The sequence below is a fragment of the Tritonibacter multivorans genome (assembly GCF_001458415.1).
GTDB lineage: Bacteria > Pseudomonadota > Alphaproteobacteria > Rhodobacterales > Rhodobacteraceae > Epibacterium > Epibacterium multivorans.
In genome coordinates this window covers 15,237-29,210 of sequence record NZ_CYSD01000042.1, presented here as the reverse complement: position 1 = coordinate 29,210, position 13,974 = coordinate 15,237, and the positions used below count along the sequence as shown (strand labels likewise).

Below are 13,974 nucleotides of genomic sequence, written 5' to 3'. Positions count from 1 at the left end.
TTCGCGGCGTCACAGCGCCGAGCGCGGTTTCGGGGCTTCTCCCCACAGTGATCAGAGATTAAACATTGCCTAAATAGTACGATCCCCGGGGTTGAAGGCAACCCGTCATTAACTCACCCAAAGCGCGAGTTAGTGCAACCGCATGAAAACAAAAACCAAAATCTTTTGTGACCTAGGTGGAACAAAACAAAAATGACCATTTGATTAAAACTTTAATCTAATATCGCGCCATGGTGGTGGCGCAATGTCGTCAGAATCAAAAAGAACAGCAACTGGGAGGAGATTCGCGCGGTGCTAACCTTTAGTATAGTAAGCCATGAGCAACCGGGGAGCGTAAAAGAAATTGACCGCCCCGGTTGCGGCGATGACCAGCTGATTGTGGAAGTCAAGTCCTGCGGATTAAATTTCGCGGATCTTTTGATGATGAAAGGCACATATCAGGACACGCCTGCCCTGCCTTTTACCCCCGGATTGGAATGTGCCGGTAAAGTTGTGGACGTGGGCCGGAATATTTCAGGAATTAAAATTGCAGACCGGGTGGCCGTTTTTGGCGGGCGCGATGGCCTCAGCCAATATGCGGCCTTTAAACCGGAACAGGTCACTTTGATCCCTGATGGGGTCACCTATGCCCAGGCTGCGGCGGTGCAGATTGCCTATGGCACCAGCCTGATGGCGCTGGATACCCTCGCCCGTCTGCAGCCCGGAGAGACCCTGCTGGTCACGGGCGCAGCCGGCGGCGTTGGGCTGACGGCCGTTGAGATTGGCAAGCTTCTGGGCGCACGGGTGATTGCCCATGCCCGCAGCGCCGACAAGCTGGCGGTGGCAGAAGCCGCAGGGGCGGATGTGCTGATCGACGCCAGCGAAGACCTGCGTGCCCGCGTCAAAGCGCTGGGCGGGGCGGATGTGGTCTATGACGCCATTGGCGGCGATGTCTGGGAGGCAGCGTTTCGCGCCACCAACCCCGGCGGGCGGCTGTTGCCCATTGGCTTTGCCGGGGGCACCGTGCCGCAAATCCCGGCCAACCACATGCTGGTCAAGAACCTGACCGTGATTGGCTTTTACTTTGGCGGCTACATGAAATTCGCGCCCGAACAGGTGCAAGCGGTGCTGAGGAAACTGCTGGGCTGGTGTGCCGAGGGCAAGATCAAGCCGCATATCAGCCACCAGCTGCCTCTGGCGCAGACCAATGAGGCGCTGGAGCTGCTGCGGGATCGGAAATCCACCGGCAAAGTGGTGATCGACCTCTGGGATTAAGCCCCGTGCAAAAAGCGATGGCGGGGATTACCCCGCCACCCGAAGGGCTGGCTGCTGCGTCGCCGCATAAGACTGACGGATCAACGCGGCCAGATCTTCGACATATTTCTTCCGAATGCGGTCGCCGCCATACATATTGATGTGCTGATCGGGCAGCGGTGGCAGCTCTCCGTTGTGCGGCACAACTTCCTGACCCAAAGGCACTGTGCCTTCCATCATCACGCAGACCGCAAGGTCCGCGCTGACGGTGGCCTCGATCGCGCGATCCGATTGCGTGATGACGGCAGCTTCCCACGGGATTTCAGCCCCTTCCAGAGCTTCGGTGGCGAGCCCCCGGAAAATACAGATGCGCCCAAAGGCCGTGCGCAGGGGGCGTTGACGCCAGATTGTCCCCCCGGCGGCCCCCACCCAGGTCAGCGGCATCCTATGGATCGCCTCTCCCATATCTGTGGGTTTGGTTTCGGTCGTCAGGATCAGGTCAAACTCGCCCTTATCAAAAGCGTCCTTGAGCTCGATCGTGTTCGAGGACACCAGATTGACCCGCACACGCGGATACATGGCATTGAAGCGTTTGAGCACCTGCGGGATCACCGGGGTCACAATGTCATGGGGCACGCCCAGCGCCACCTCGCCCTCGAACGCCTGATCGGTGAGCCGCCCCACCAGTTCATCGTTCAGCGTGACCATCTTGCGCGCATAGCTGAGGAGCTGTTCGCCTGCGGGGGTCAGGGCAATGCCGCGCCCGGTCCGGTCAAGGAGATTGGTGTCGAGCAATTCCTCCAACCGCTTCAGCTGCATGGAGACCGCTGATTGCGTCAGATTCAGGAAAGACGCCGCGCGGGTCACCCCGCCGGTGTCGGCCACCGCCACAAAAGACCGCAGCGTGGTTATGTCCAAATTCCGCATCATCACACCTCTTGATGGGACAGTTCAAAATCATTCGTTTCACAAATGAACCACATTCCCCCATATACATCAACAGAAATGATGCAAAGGACGAAAGGCATCAGCAAGTAGCATATAGGAGCCCACCATGTCTGATCTTAGCACTTCCTTCTCCCGCCGTTCTCGCCCCCTCGCTGCGCGCCGTCGCTCAGTCTTTGGGATGTTGGCGGATATGATCGCCCTGCGCCGCCAGCGTCAGGATCTGTCCCAACTGGATGCGCGCACCCTGAAAGACATTGGTGTCACCCGTGAAGCGGCTCAGGACGAGGCCCGTCGCCCGTCTTGGGATGCGCCGAGCCACTGGATGCGCTGAGTGCAGCGGCATCCCCCCGTCTTGATGTGCCGCAAACGTGCAAAACAGATACATTATTGATGGATTTCCGACGGCCAAAAGGCCGGAAACTCTTGAACCTTGCCGCACAAAGGCCAATATTTAGCGGGAAAAGGGCGGCACCTTCGGGGGCTGCCCTGACCCGGGTTCATCGCGAGCCCGGCATAACAAGAGTTCAACATACGGAGACCATGTTTAATGGCACAGTTCGACACCATCCGTTCCGCCGCAGGCGCCCGCGCCGCGGAGATCGATGAGGGCCTGCGCGCGCACATGAACAAAGTCTACGGCACCATGTCCGTAGGCCTGCTGATCACTTTTGCCGCTGCTTGGGCGCTTGCCGGCCTCGCCGTCACCGCAGACGGTCAACTGACCTCGCTGGGCTATGCGCTTTATGCGTCCCCGCTGAAGTGGGTTGTCATGTTTGCACCGCTGGCCTTTGTGTTTGGCTTTAGCGCAGGCATCAACCGCCTGTCCGCCGCAACCGCACAGGTCGTGTTCTACCTCTTTGCGCTGGTGATGGGTGTGTCCATCTCCTCGATCTTCCTGGTGTTCACCGGCGAAAGCATCGCGCAGGTCTTCCTGATCACCGCCATCGCCTTTGCGGGCCTGTCCCTTTATGGCTACACCACCAAACGTGATCTGGGCCCGATCGGCGCTTTCCTGATCATGGGTGTGATTGGTCTGGTAGTGGCCTCCATCGTCAACATTTTCCTGGCCTCTTCCGCCATGGCGTTTGCCATCTCTGTGATCGGCGTTCTGATCTTCGCGGGTCTGACCGCTTATGACACCCAGAACATCAAAAACACCTACCTGCAGATGGCACACTCTGGCGACCAGGAGTGGCTGGGCAAAGCCGCCATCATGGGCGCGCTGAGCCTTTATCTGGACTTCATCAACCTGTTCATGATGCTGCTGCAGCTTCTGGGGAACCGCGAATAAGCGACCTTCCACCAAAACCAAAAGCCGGGGCGGATCTGAAAGGATCCGCCCTTTTTCTTTTCCACGTGTAAAACAATTTGCGAGACAACAATGCACCTCCGCCCCCTCCCCGCGCATGAAGCGGACGTCCTTTTGCCGCTGCTTCAGGAACTTCACGCCCTTCATGTGAGCCATCAGCCGGGCCGATACCCGGCCAACCCCTGCCCCACCGCGCTGGCGGCATGGCTGTCGGACTGGCTGGCAGACGACTGCGTTCAGGCCCTGGTTGCAAAAAGCCCGGCGGGGGCGATTATGGGCTATGTGATTTGGGAGTTGCAGGCGCGCGGTGCCTCACCGCTTAGTCACGGGGGCACGAAAGCGATGGTGCATCATGTGATGGTCGCAGCGCCGTTTCGCCGTCTGGGGGTCGGCAAGGCGCTTTTGAAGGCGGCGCGCGATCAGGCGCATGCACAGGGGGCTGTTCGGATTGGTGCGGCCTATGCGCCGTTTAACACGGCCTCAGCCGCGCTGATGGCGTCGATGGGACTGGCGCCTGTCAGCATTCAGGCAGAGTGCTATCTGAGCAATCCCGCAGGCTGAGAGCTTGGGGCTCAGGTGCAGCGCATCAACATCAGCGCTGCGCAAGCAGATCAGTCCAGTGCGCGAACTTCCACCACCGAAGGAGCGCAGAAATGGGGCTTGGTGTCCGCGTCGTGATCAATTTCAGAGGCCGCAGGCAGGCACATCAGCACGCCGGATATCAAAGACGTCAGAAACAGAGACTTCATCATGTCATTCACCTTCACCTTTTAAAGCCCTCACCACGACATGTGTCTGGGCCTGAAATGTGGCACAAATGCGTCAAAGGGCAAGGTCAGAGCAGGTCATAAAATTAAGATTATCTGCAAAATTGAAGGGTTTACCTCAAAGGCATAGCCCCAAAAGCAAAAGACCGCTTCCAGTTCGGAAGCGGCCTTTTGTTGTCGTTGATCCGGGGATCAGAAGGCTTATTTGATTTTGCCTTCTTTGTACTCGACGTGCTTGCGCACAACCGGGTCGTACTTACGCACAACCATTTTTTCGGTCATGGTGCGAGCGTTTTTCTTGGTCACGTAGAAGTGGCCCGTGCCCGCGGTCGAGTTCAGGCGGATCTTGATGGTGGTCGGCTTCGCCATTTTGCTTCTCCTGCGTCCGAAAAGGCAGGGGCCTCTCGGTAAATTCTATATGAGCGTGCGCTTTTAACCGGATGCGGCCGGGTGTCAATAGGTTTCAACAAACAATCCACGAGTTGGGTCCACGGAATATCTGAATTTTCCTATCTAGGCGCAGGTGCTGCCGTCACATACGCTGAAAGACGGGCTTTGCCCACCGTTTTCTGTCCTAAGTAAGAGAGTTCCTGAGATGATTTTCAAACATCTTTTCCCCCTTGCCTTTGCCACCGCTGTGCTGGCGCCTGCAGCCCCCGCCCTGGCCGAGAGTTTCACCCGAATAGAGACCGACGCCGCGTTCAAAAAACAGGTCGCCAATCGCCAACTTTTGCAAGGAGAGAACACCGTCACGATCCGCAAGAACGGCAAGTTCTCAGGCGTCTTTGGCGGCACCAAATACAAAGGGGTCTGGCAATGGCGCGACGGGTATTGGTGCCGCACCTTGACCGCCCCACAAGAGAATACCGATTGTCAGATGATCGAGGTCGGCGGCGGCAAAATGCGCCTCACCCGGCAACGGGGCAAGGGCAAGGTGCAGATCTACAGCTTCAAATAGCCGATTGTCTGAGCGGCCCTGAGAAATTTGCGCAGAGGGCCTATAAGCCGGATCTTGTTCCCCCTGCCCCGAAGGCCAAGGTTCGATGACCATTCATCTGGGGCGCCTGTTGCCAGGCGCCTCTAGCTGCCAACCCGACCCCTCTCGGTTAAAGCATACCTAGCGGCGGTATCGGTTGCCCGACCGGCCCGCGCGGGGGTCCTATTTGGCATTGCTCCCGGTGGGGCTTGCCGTGCCGCCCCTGTTGCCAGGGGCGCGGTGGGCTCTTACTCCACCGTTTCACCCTTACCCTGTCAAATGAACTTTCGGCGAACCTCTGGTTCGACAGGGCGGTCTGTTTTCTGTGGCGCTTTCCGTCAGGTTTCCCTGCCCGGGCGTTACCCGGCACCGTTGCTTTAGGGAGTCCGGACTTTCCTCGCGGGAGGGTTGCCCCTCCAACGCGGCCATCCGGCCCTCTGCGCGGGGATGTCCCTATGCGCAAGTCAGCGGCGCGTCAAGGTGATGTGTTGTCAGGGCCACTGGAGAATGGGGCGGTGAAGAAAGGGGCTTTGCCCCTCTGTGCTGACGCACATTCACCCCAGGATATTTGGAAAAAGATGAAAGCCGCACAGCGTCGCGCGCGCGTGGCTAGGACAGGTGGTGGTCGGGGCAGAGCGGCGCAAAGTCAGCGGGGCTGAGGGGGCCCTGCGCCCAAGGGCGGTGGCGCAGACGGACCGCAGTCAGCAGCGAGGCGTCATCCGCCGCAGCCGTGTAGCCTGCGCGGGTGGCCAGAGCGCGAAACGTGGGCCAATCTGCGGCGGGCGGCGGATTGTTGACCCCCTTGCGGGGACTGGCCGCCAAGCCCTGCGCCGCCAGCCGCGCCCAGTCAAAGCGCGGGCCGGGATCGATCTTGCGCCCCGGCGCCATGTCGGAGTGACCAATGACCCCCTCTGGTGCAATATCCCAGCGCTGCAGGATCTGCGGCAGCAGCTGTTCCAGTGTAGCCATCTGGGGGTTGGAGAACGGGTGGTCGCCGCGATTGTCAAGCTCGATGCCAATCGAGCGCGAGTTTACATCGCCCGCGCCTGCCCATGCGCCAGCGCCTGCGTGCCAGGCGCGCTGATCTTCCGCCACCATCTGCCAGAGCGTGCCATCTGCGCCGATCAGGTAATGCGCCGAGACCTCGAACGCGGGATCACAGAGTCGCGCAAGCGCGGCCGCGGCACTGTCCATTGCGGTATAGTGCAGGACCACCAGCGACGGGGTCAGCCCGTCGCGCCGAGCCCCGAAATTCGGGCTCGGGTGCCAGATGGGCGAAAGATCTGTGGTCACAGGCTTAGTTTCCGGCGCGCACCGCCGCACGCAGCGGGCGCGGATCCCAGCCACAGGCGTACCCGTCCCCATCGGGGTCCAGAACCAGCTTGTCCCGACGCGGGCCGCCTGCTTCGAGGAAGGCCACCTGCGCCAGATCGGACGACGGGTACTGCGCGCAGTTGCGCTGCGCGCGCGCCCGCAGATTGATACCTGCGCGGGTGTAGATGCGGTTGCCTTTGGGGTTCGAGGTGGTCAGCGCGTATTGCACAATATTGGTGCCAGCAGCAGCGCCTTCGCGTTGCGGCAGCGCTGTGGGCGCGACCTCCTGACGTTGGGCGCGCAGGCGGGCCAGCCGCTCTGCATCGCTTTCAATGGTCTGGCGCGACGACACGGCGGCAAAGTCGTTTTCATCCGAAATGCCGGGATTTCCGACCAGCGCAGGCGCCGGGTTTGAAGGGCTTGCCTCGATCGGGGTAACGCCGGAATTGCCGGCAGCGGCCAGCGCTGCGGCGGTCTGATCGGCGATATCCCCTGCCCCTGCCTCTGCCCCTGCGACCGCAGAATTGGGCGTTGCGCGTGCGCGCAGCGGCTGGGTGCTTTGCCAGTTGGCATTGGCACCGGTTGTCTCGGTCGCGAAAGAATCGTTCGGGATCAACGGGTCGCCATTGATCGTCTGCCCGGTTTCAACACGCGGCGGCGGGTTGAAAGGGCTGGTGTCATCGCCAACACCTGCGGCGCTGTCGGGAATGGTGGGTTGGCAGGCAGCCAGCGCAAGGACGCCAGCTGCCAGCAAGAGAGGTCTTGTCAGAAGTGACGCGCCTGCTCGCATGGTTTTCACCTGTTATCTGCTCTCGGTTGAGACCAGAGTTACCACCACTTTTGCGGCTTGGCTACAAATCCTGCAGCCTGTTCCAGCGCATAGGCGGTGTTCAGGAGGTCACCCTCTTCCCAGGGCTTACCAATCAGCTGCAGACCCAGCGGCAGACCTTGGGCGTCAACACCCGTCGGCACGGCCACGCCGGGCAGACCGGCAAGGTTCAGCGTCACGGTAAAGACGTCGTTGAGGTACATTTTTACTGGATCTGCATCCTTCATCTCGCCCAGGCCAAAGGCCGCAGACGGGGTGGTCGGGGCAAGGATGGCGTCAATACCGGCGGCAAAAGCGTCCTCGAAGTCCTTTTTGATCAGGCTGCGGACGCGGCGCGCGCGGTTGTAGTAGGCGTCATAGAAGCCTGCGGACAGCACATAGGTGCCGACCATAATGCGGCGCTGCACCTCGGCCCCGAAACCGGCGGCGCGGGTTTTCTCGTACATCTCGGTGATGCCGTCGCCTGCGCTCAGCGTGGCGCGCTGGCCGTAGCGGACACCGTCATAGCGGGCGAGGTTCGAAGAAGCCTCGGCAGGGGCGATCACATAATAGGCAGGCAATGCGTATTTTGTATGCGGCAGCGAGATATCGACGATCTCTGCGCCGGCCGCTTTGAGCATGGCGGTGCCGTCGTCCCACAGCTTCGCAATGTCTTCAGGCATGCCATCCAGACGGTATTCTTTTGGGATACCGATCTTTTTGCCTTTGATATCGCCGGTCAGCATCGCCTCAAAATTCGGCACGGCCAGATCGGCGGAGGTCGAATCCTTGGCGTCGTGGCCACACATGGCCTCGAGCATGATCGCGGCGTCGCGCACGGATTTGGTCATGGGACCGGCCTGATCCAGCGAGGAGGCATAAGAGACCACACCCCAGCGCGAGCAGCGGCCATAGGTGGGTTTGATGCCAACGGTGCCGGTGAAGGCGGCAGGCTGACGGATGGAGCCGCCGGTGTCGGTGCCGGTGGCCGCCAGACACAGATCAGCCGCCACAGCGGCGGCAGAGCCACCGGAAGAGCCACCGGGTGTCAGGTTGGTGTCGTCGCCTGCGCGTTTCCACGGGCTGATCGCGGCGCCATAGGTGGAGTTCTCGTTCGAGGACCCCATGGCAAATTCATCCATGTTCAGCTTACCCAGCATCACGGCGCCTGCGTCCTGCAGTTGCTGCGTCACGGTGGATTCATATTCCGGCTTGAAGCCTTCCAGAATACCAGAGGCCGCCTGGCTGGTGACGCCTTTGGTACAGAACACATCCTTCACACCGATGGGCAGACCACACATGGCAGGTGCATCCCCCGCGGCAATGCGCGCATCTGCGGCCTTGGCGCGGTCCAGCGCGATCTCGGGCGTTTTGGTGACAAAAGCGTTCAGCGCGCCTGCGGCGTCGATGGCCTTCAGGCAGCTCTCGGTCAGTTCAACAGAGGTGGTCTCGCCCTTGCGCAGCAGATCGCGGGCCTCTGCAAGGCCCAGTTTGTTCAGGTCGGACATGTCTTACTCCACCACTTTGGGAACAGCGAAAAACCCTTCGCGGGCGTCGGGGGCATTGGCAAGAACCTTCTCTTGCTGGTTGCCATCCGTCACCTCATCGACGCGGCGCTTCAGGCGCTGCGGGGTGACAGAGGTCATCGGCTCTACGCCGTCGACATCCACTTCGTTCAGCTGTTCGATGAAACCAAGGATATTGTTGAACTCCTCTGCCAGGGCAGGCAGGGCGTCCTCCTCGACCTTGATCCGGGCCAGTTTGGCCACTTTGGCGGCGGTGCTTTGGTCAATCGACATGGAATTCCTCATCTCGTCTTGCATCGCGTTTACCGCCCGCAGGGCGCAGCCGCAAGCGGGGCGGTGGGGATTCAGGTGCAATTCCCCGGCAAATTTAGGACCAAAGCGCGCCCGAGCTTCGCTGAGCCGCCTTTTTTGCGCGCATGGCCCGGATATAGACCTCGATCATCCAGCCCAGCATCAGCCCATTGAGGCAATGCCAGAGCAGATGGCTGCCCGTTGGCAGGACCTCGCACAGCGGCATGTCCAGACTGCGCGCCCAGAGCGATACAAACAGGATCCCTGCCCCAATGGCAAAGCCCCATGCGACATCCCCCCTGCCCTGGCGCGCAAAAATGCCTGCATAGACGACGATCAGAAACAGCACAGGCATATAGCCTGCCGATACATGCAGGATCGGCACCCATTGGATTACAGGAATGATCAACGCCGCAGCGGGCAGAGCAACCGCCGTCAGAACCGAAGACCAGAGCGTGGGCATCCCAAACAGATCGCGGTTCACCAGCACGATATAGGTCACCACAAAGGCAAAGATCGGCACGACATCCGCCAGCGCCGCCCAGGGCGTGGCAAAGGTGTGAAACAGAAAACTGCCGACCCCAATGGCAAACACCCACCCGCACAGCAGGCGCGCAGGCCCCAGCCCGACCCCGCGCCGCCACATAAGGAGCGCCGCACCAAGAAAGGCCAGATTGGTCACCGCGTTCAAAGGCTCGGCCCAGATCCCCGGTGCAAGCCTTTCACAATATCCATCTAATTGTCGTGTCCAGTCCATATTCCCCGTCCATACTCCATGGTTAAACTGCTCCGAGGATTGGGCAAAGAGGAGAATTGTTATGAAACTTACATGGCTTGGCCACAGCGCCTTTCGTCTGGAAACCGGCAAGGCAACGCTGCTGATTGATCCCTGGCTGTCGGGCAATCCGATGCTGCCAGAGGCAGAGCATGATGCCGCCACCGAAGGCGCCACACATATCCTGCTCAGCCACGCCCATTTCGACCATGTGGCAGACGTGCTGGGCCTTGCACGCCATCTGGAGATCCCGATTGTCGGCCAATACGACCTGATGGGCTATTGGGGCGAAGCCGAAGGGGTGGAAACCATTGGGTTCAACAAAGGCGGCACCGTGCGTCTGGGCGACACCAAGGTCTCCATGGTGGCAGCCTCGCACAGCTCCAGTTTTTCCGCAAAAGACGGGCTGCGCGCTGCGGGTTCCGAGGTCGGCTTTATGATCGCAGCCGAAGGCCACATGATCTATTTTTCAGGCGACACGGACATCATGGCAGATATGGACTGGATGGGGGATTTCTACAAACCCGACATAGGCATCCTGTCGGCGGGCGGGCATTTCACCATGGGGATGGCAGGCGCAGCCTATGCGGCGCGGCGGTATTTCAATTTCAAAACCGTGATCCCCTGCCACTACCGGACGTTCCCCTTGCTGGAACAATCCGCAGATGCGCTGGTGACCGGCCTGCCTGACGTTAAAGTCATTGAGCCGCAGGTGATGCGGCCAATCACCCTCTGACCGCGTTCAGCCTTCGCCCAGCAGGAAGCTCAGCCGATCATCCAGCATGGTCGGCGCCATGCCGGTGATTTCAACTTCCATAACCCCTTCAATCACAAAGGGATCTCTGGCGACACGCGCCTCGACCGCCGCAAGATCCTCGGCGACGGCCAGGATCGCCTCTCCATCGCCATCACTCATCGCGCCTGCAGACAGAAACACCCCCTCCTCGAACCCCTGCGCCAGCCAGGCGGTGTGGGCCTCCAGAAACTCGGCGACGCGGTCCGCATGAATGGAAAACCGCAACAGAATGAAGAACATGGCAAAGCTCCTGAAATCTTGTGACGCTGTGCCCTATCCTACCTGCCCGAAAGACGAAAGCACAGATGCGAGGCGCTGCCTCGCGCTCCGGAGTATTTCCGGCCAAAAGAAGTCCCTGCGCCTGGCTTTCTTTTGGCCCCAAATACTCTGGGGTGAATGGGCGGCGCATGCAATGCGGCGCGCAGAGGGGCAAAGCCCCTGTCCTCAAACCTCACCGACGCGAAGCAAAGAAATCCCGCAGCAAGGCCTCTGCCTCTTGGGCCGCCAGCCCTTCATAGACCTCAGGGCTGTGATGGGCCTGCGGGTGATCAAACACGCAGGCGCCGTGATCCACGCCGCCGGATTTCGGGTCTGAGGCCCCATAATACACGCGCCGGATGCGCGCGGCTGCAATCACTGCGGCGCACATGGCGCAGGGTTCAAGCGTGACATAGAGGTCATGGCCCGGCAGCCGTTCACTGCCTAAGGCAGCGCAGGCGGCCCGCACCACCAGCATTTCGGCATGGGCCGAGGGATCCGACAGCTCTCGCGTGCGGTTTCCGGCGCGCGCCACGATCTCGCCTTCGGGGGACACAAGCACAGCGCCCACCGGAACCTCGCCCCGGGCCCCTGCGTTGCGGGCCTCTTCCAGTGCCTCGGACATGTAGGATTTGAAAACCATACCCCCTCCTGCCACCGAAAGGGCGCTTTCGCAATGGGGCGAATTGGTCTATGGCAGGCCTCATGAGCACACGTGACCCCTCCTCCCGCGATCCCCGCAAACCGCAGCCCAACCGCAAGCCGGGTGCAAAGCCGCGCGCACAGAAACCTGTGCCGGGCCAAACCACGGCTGGCGCGCGGCCCTCGGACGCCCCGGCAGAAAAATCGGGGGGCGAGCGCATTGCCAAGGTGCTGTCGCGCGCAGGGGTTGCCTCGCGCCGCGAAGCCGAACGGATGATCGAGGCGGGCCGTGTGGTTGTGAACGGCAAGGTGATCGACAGCCCAGCGCTGAATGTGACCGACCGCGACCGGATCGAGGTGGACAATGCCCCCCTGCCCGAGGCCGAAGCCCCGCGCCTGTGGCTTTATTATAAACCCACAGGTCTGGTCACCACCAACTCAGACGAAAAGGGCCGCACCACCATCTTTGATGAGCTGCCAGAGGATCTGCCGCGCGTCATGACCGTGGGGCGTCTTGACCTCAACTCCGAGGGTCTTTTGCTGTTGACCAACGACGGCGGCATCAAACGCCAGCTCGAGCTGCCCTCCACCGGCTGGCTGCGCCGCTACCGGGTGCGCATCAATGGCCGCCCGAAAGACGAAGATTTCGAACCCCTGCGCAAGGGTCTGGTGATCGAGGGCGAGCGCTTCCAGCCCATGCAGGTTTCTCTTGACCGCCAGCAGGGCGCCAACGCCTGGGTCACCATTGGTCTGCGCGAAGGCAAAAACCGCGAAATTCGCCGCGCGATGGAAGATATTGGGTTTCAGGTGAACCGCCTGTTGCGGATTTCATATGGCCCGTTCCAGCTGGGCGACCTGAAAGAAGGTCAGGTCGAAGAGCTGCGGTCACGTGTGGTGCGCGACCAACTGGGTCTGGAGCAGCCCGAGGGTGATGCTGGCGGCAAGCCGCACCGCCCAACCCGCCCCGGTCGACCGGGACGTCCGCAGAAACCTGGTAGCAAACCGGGCGGCAAGCCGGGAACAAAGTTTGGTGAAAAAACAGCGCCTTATAAGGGTGGTAAGCCCAGCGCGGGTGGTGCGCGCGGGACTGCGCGCGGGACTGCGGGCGGTGGCAGACCGGCGGGCAAGAGCTTTGGAAAATCATCCGAGCGCCCCTCTGGCAAGCCAACGGGTCGGCCAACCGGTAAACCGACGGGCAAATCCGGGCCGCGTTCTGGTCCAAAAGGCCGTCCCATGGGCAAAAAACAGCGGGATTGATCCCGCAATCCCGGAGTTCCCCCTAGCGAGAAGCCCTTGGATCCCCTAGATTTCTCTTGGGAGTTACACTTGGGGAGACGTTCGGGGTGAAAAACCTTAGCTTTGTCGCATTGCTGATCCTGATGCTGGGATTGGCCACCGGGCTGATTGCGGGGGCTTAGGTCATGGCGCAGCGTTTTGGTGGCAAATACAGCCCCTCTGGTCAAAAGCCGGAAAAAGGCACCCCTTCCGCCGGCCCGATGAACACGGCGCGCGTGACCCCTGTGGGGCTGCGCGCGAACCTGATGTTTGTGCCTGCGGGCGTGCTTTTGCTTTCTTCGGTCTTTTCCGGTGCCGGTGCGATGGCGCTGGGCCTGATTGGCGCTGGCGTCTGGACCGGCGGCGCGGTGATGCTGCGCGAAGGGCTGAAGGCCGAAGCCGCCTATAATGACCGCAAAGTGGCGCGGCGCCCGGCTTTGCCCCGTAAAATTCTGGCTGCAGTTCTGGCCGCTGTTGGCGCGGCCCTTGCCGCGCTCAGCGCGGGATCCGAGCCCCTGCTGACGCCGCTTTATGCGCTGGCCGTCGGCGGGCTGCATCTGGCTGCGTTTGGTATGGATCCCCTGAAAAACAAAGGCACCGAAGGCCTGGACGCATTCCAGTCTTCGCGCGTGGCCCGCATTGTCGATGAGGCAGAGGCGCATCTGGCGTCGATGGCCGATGCGGTGAAACGCGCCCGCGATCGTCAGGTTGAGGCCCGCGTTGAACAATTTCAGGCCACCGTCCGCACCATGGCTCGCACGGTCGAGGAAGACCCGCGTGACCTGACGGCGGCGCGCAAATATCTGACCGTTTATCTGCTGGGCGCGCGCGATGCGACGGTGAAATTCGCCGATATTTATGCCCGCAGCCAGGACGCACAGGCGCGCGCCGACTATCTGGCGCTGCTGGATGATCTGCAAAGCAACTTTGCCACCAAGACCGAGACGCTGCTGATCGAAGACCGCAGCGATCTGGGCATCGAAATTGACGTGCTGCGCGAGCGGCTGGAACGCGAAGGGGTCCATCTGGACCGCAATTTATAATCCCGACAGGAGA

Annotated in this window: 18 protein-coding genes and 1 other RNA gene; 8 read left to right on the top strand and 11 right to left on the bottom strand. The window is 61.0% G+C overall.

Annotation, left to right across the window (positions count from 1 at the left end; genetic code table 11):
- Positions 1-291 precede the first annotated feature (291 nt).
- Positions 292-1,254 carry an NADPH:quinone oxidoreductase family protein gene (locus TRM7557_RS15875; protein WP_058291209.1) on the top strand — a complete coding sequence of 321 codons (963 nt, stop codon included), beginning with the start codon at positions 292-294 and terminating at the stop codon, positions 1,252-1,254.
- Positions 1,255-1,281: 27 nt separating this feature from the next.
- On the opposite strand, the gene TRM7557_RS15870 is transcribed toward TRM7557_RS15875, so the two are convergent.
- Positions 1,282-2,163 (bottom strand): LysR family transcriptional regulator, encoded by an 882-nt coding sequence (locus TRM7557_RS15870; protein WP_082626634.1) that lies wholly within the window; start codon positions 2,161-2,163, stop codon positions 1,282-1,284.
- A gap of 124 nt (positions 2,164-2,287) precedes the next feature.
- Between TRM7557_RS15870 and TRM7557_RS15865 the strand changes: the two genes are divergently transcribed.
- From TRM7557_RS15865 to TRM7557_RS15855, 3 genes are all read left to right on the top strand, one after another.
- Positions 2,288-2,512, top strand: a complete 225-nt coding sequence (locus tag TRM7557_RS15865; RefSeq protein WP_058291208.1) for a DUF1127 domain-containing protein — start codon at positions 2,288-2,290, stop codon at positions 2,510-2,512.
- Positions 2,513-2,728: 216 nt separating this feature from the next.
- Positions 2,729-3,472 carry a Bax inhibitor-1/YccA family protein gene (locus TRM7557_RS15860; protein WP_058291207.1) on the top strand — a complete coding sequence of 248 codons (744 nt, stop codon included), beginning with the start codon at positions 2,729-2,731 and terminating at the stop codon, positions 3,470-3,472.
- Positions 3,473-3,562: 90 nt separating this feature from the next.
- Positions 3,563-4,051 (top strand): GNAT family N-acetyltransferase, encoded by a 489-nt coding sequence (locus TRM7557_RS15855; protein WP_058291206.1) that lies wholly within the window; start codon positions 3,563-3,565, stop codon positions 4,049-4,051.
- Positions 4,052-4,101: 50 nt separating this feature from the next.
- On the opposite strand, the gene TRM7557_RS20100 is transcribed toward TRM7557_RS15855, so the two are convergent.
- A complete protein-coding gene (locus tag TRM7557_RS20100; RefSeq protein WP_165592472.1) occupies positions 4,102-4,242 on the bottom strand; it encodes a hypothetical protein in 141 nt (46 codons plus the stop codon).
- A 216-nt stretch (positions 4,243-4,458) separates the two neighbouring features.
- Positions 4,459-4,626: a 50S ribosomal protein L33 gene (gene rpmG / locus TRM7557_RS15850; RefSeq protein ID WP_007814563.1), complete on the bottom strand. Its 168-nt coding sequence runs from the start codon at positions 4,624-4,626 to the stop codon at positions 4,459-4,461.
- A 226-nt stretch (positions 4,627-4,852) separates the two neighbouring features.
- Between rpmG and TRM7557_RS15845 the strand changes: the two genes are divergently transcribed.
- Positions 4,853-5,215, top strand: coding sequence for a hypothetical protein (locus TRM7557_RS15845; RefSeq protein ID WP_058291205.1), 363 nt, complete (start codon positions 4,853-4,855; stop codon positions 5,213-5,215).
- Positions 5,216-5,242: 27 nt separating this feature from the next.
- Here TRM7557_RS15845 and rnpB read toward each other — a convergent pair.
- The 6 genes from rnpB to TRM7557_RS15820 form a co-directional block, all read right to left on the bottom strand.
- Positions 5,243-5,674: RNase P RNA component class A (gene rnpB / locus TRM7557_RS18115), an RNA gene on the bottom strand.
- A gap of 168 nt (positions 5,675-5,842) precedes the next feature.
- The gene (locus TRM7557_RS15840; protein ID WP_058291204.1) at positions 5,843-6,526 is read right to left on the bottom strand and encodes an N-acetylmuramoyl-L-alanine amidase; all 684 of its coding nucleotides are present in this window, start codon (positions 6,524-6,526) and stop codon (positions 5,843-5,845) included.
- A gap of 4 nt (positions 6,527-6,530) precedes the next feature.
- Positions 6,531-7,337: a hypothetical protein gene (locus tag TRM7557_RS15835; protein WP_058291607.1), complete on the bottom strand. Its 807-nt coding sequence runs from the start codon at positions 7,335-7,337 to the stop codon at positions 6,531-6,533.
- Positions 7,338-7,375: 38 nt separating this feature from the next.
- Positions 7,376-8,863: an Asp-tRNA(Asn)/Glu-tRNA(Gln) amidotransferase subunit GatA gene (gene gatA / locus TRM7557_RS15830; protein ID WP_058291203.1), complete on the bottom strand. Its 1,488-nt coding sequence runs from the start codon at positions 8,861-8,863 to the stop codon at positions 7,376-7,378.
- Between the two features lie 3 nt (positions 8,864-8,866).
- Positions 8,867-9,154, bottom strand: coding sequence for an Asp-tRNA(Asn)/Glu-tRNA(Gln) amidotransferase subunit GatC (gene gatC, locus TRM7557_RS15825; RefSeq protein WP_058291202.1), 288 nt, complete (start codon positions 9,152-9,154; stop codon positions 8,867-8,869).
- 94 nt (positions 9,155-9,248) lie between these two features.
- On the bottom strand, positions 9,249-9,929 hold the full coding sequence (locus TRM7557_RS15820; RefSeq protein ID WP_058291201.1) for a ceramidase domain-containing protein: 681 nt from the start codon (positions 9,927-9,929) through the stop codon (positions 9,249-9,251).
- A 61-nt stretch (positions 9,930-9,990) separates the two neighbouring features.
- Between TRM7557_RS15820 and TRM7557_RS15815 the strand changes: the two genes are divergently transcribed.
- Positions 9,991-10,683: a metal-dependent hydrolase gene (locus TRM7557_RS15815; RefSeq protein WP_058291200.1), complete on the top strand. Its 693-nt coding sequence runs from the start codon at positions 9,991-9,993 to the stop codon at positions 10,681-10,683.
- Between the two features lie 6 nt (positions 10,684-10,689).
- Here the strand turns inward: TRM7557_RS15815 and TRM7557_RS15810 are convergent, their stop codons facing one another.
- Together TRM7557_RS15810 and TRM7557_RS15805 are read right to left on the bottom strand one after the other, a co-directional pair.
- The gene (locus tag TRM7557_RS15810; protein WP_058291199.1) at positions 10,690-10,983 is read right to left on the bottom strand and encodes a YciI family protein; all 294 of its coding nucleotides are present in this window, start codon (positions 10,981-10,983) and stop codon (positions 10,690-10,692) included.
- Positions 10,984-11,194: 211 nt separating this feature from the next.
- Positions 11,195-11,644, bottom strand: a complete 450-nt coding sequence (locus TRM7557_RS15805) for a nucleoside deaminase (protein WP_058291198.1) — start codon at positions 11,642-11,644, stop codon at positions 11,195-11,197.
- Positions 11,645-11,706: 62 nt separating this feature from the next.
- On the opposite strand from TRM7557_RS15805, the gene TRM7557_RS15800 reads away from it, so the two are divergent.
- Together TRM7557_RS15800 and TRM7557_RS15795 are read left to right on the top strand one after the other, a co-directional pair.
- A complete protein-coding gene (locus TRM7557_RS15800) occupies positions 11,707-12,900 on the top strand; it encodes a pseudouridine synthase (RefSeq protein WP_074941834.1) in 1,194 nt (397 codons plus the stop codon).
- 164 nt (positions 12,901-13,064) lie between these two features.
- Complete coding sequence (locus TRM7557_RS15795) at positions 13,065-13,961, top strand: 5-bromo-4-chloroindolyl phosphate hydrolysis family protein (RefSeq protein WP_058291197.1); 897 nt, start codon at positions 13,065-13,067, stop codon at positions 13,959-13,961.
- Positions 13,962-13,974 lie beyond the last annotated feature (13 nt).

What these genes read in the sequence shown, in the direction of transcription:
- TRM7557_RS15820 (WP_058291201.1), bottom strand. Translation starts at nt 9,929, where the DNA reads ATGGACTGGACACGACAATTAGATGGATATTGTGAAAGGCTTGCACCG.
- gatC (WP_058291202.1), bottom strand. Translation starts at nt 9,154, where the DNA reads ATGTCGATTGACCAAAGCACCGCCGCCAAAGTGGCCAAACTGGCCCGG.
- TRM7557_RS15860 (WP_058291207.1), top strand. Translation starts at nt 2,729, where the DNA reads ATGGCACAGTTCGACACCATCCGTTCCGCCGCAGGCGCCCGCGCCGCG.
- TRM7557_RS15845 (WP_058291205.1), top strand. Translation starts at nt 4,853, where the DNA reads ATGATTTTCAAACATCTTTTCCCCCTTGCCTTTGCCACCGCTGTGCTG.
- TRM7557_RS15870 (WP_082626634.1), bottom strand. Translation starts at nt 2,163, where the DNA reads ATGATGCGGAATTTGGACATAACCACGCTGCGGTCTTTTGTGGCGGTG.
- TRM7557_RS15795 (WP_058291197.1), top strand. Translation starts at nt 13,065, where the DNA reads ATGGCGCAGCGTTTTGGTGGCAAATACAGCCCCTCTGGTCAAAAGCCG.
- TRM7557_RS20100 (WP_165592472.1), bottom strand. Translation starts at nt 4,242, where the DNA reads ATGATGAAGTCTCTGTTTCTGACGTCTTTGATATCCGGCGTGCTGATG.
- rpmG (WP_007814563.1), bottom strand. Translation starts at nt 4,626, where the DNA reads ATGGCGAAGCCGACCACCATCAAGATCCGCCTGAACTCGACCGCGGGC.
- TRM7557_RS15800 (WP_074941834.1), top strand. Translation starts at nt 11,707, where the DNA reads ATGAGCACACGTGACCCCTCCTCCCGCGATCCCCGCAAACCGCAGCCC.
- TRM7557_RS15805 (WP_058291198.1), bottom strand. Translation starts at nt 11,644, where the DNA reads ATGGTTTTCAAATCCTACATGTCCGAGGCACTGGAAGAGGCCCGCAAC.
- TRM7557_RS15865 (WP_058291208.1), top strand. Translation starts at nt 2,288, where the DNA reads ATGTCTGATCTTAGCACTTCCTTCTCCCGCCGTTCTCGCCCCCTCGCT.
- TRM7557_RS15815 (WP_058291200.1), top strand. Translation starts at nt 9,991, where the DNA reads ATGAAACTTACATGGCTTGGCCACAGCGCCTTTCGTCTGGAAACCGGC.
- TRM7557_RS15810 (WP_058291199.1), bottom strand. Translation starts at nt 10,983, where the DNA reads ATGTTCTTCATTCTGTTGCGGTTTTCCATTCATGCGGACCGCGTCGCC.
- gatA (WP_058291203.1), bottom strand. Translation starts at nt 8,863, where the DNA reads ATGTCCGACCTGAACAAACTGGGCCTTGCAGAGGCCCGCGATCTGCTG.
- TRM7557_RS15835 (WP_058291607.1), bottom strand. Translation starts at nt 7,337, where the DNA reads ATGCGAGCAGGCGCGTCACTTCTGACAAGACCTCTCTTGCTGGCAGCT.
- TRM7557_RS15855 (WP_058291206.1), top strand. Translation starts at nt 3,563, where the DNA reads ATGCACCTCCGCCCCCTCCCCGCGCATGAAGCGGACGTCCTTTTGCCG.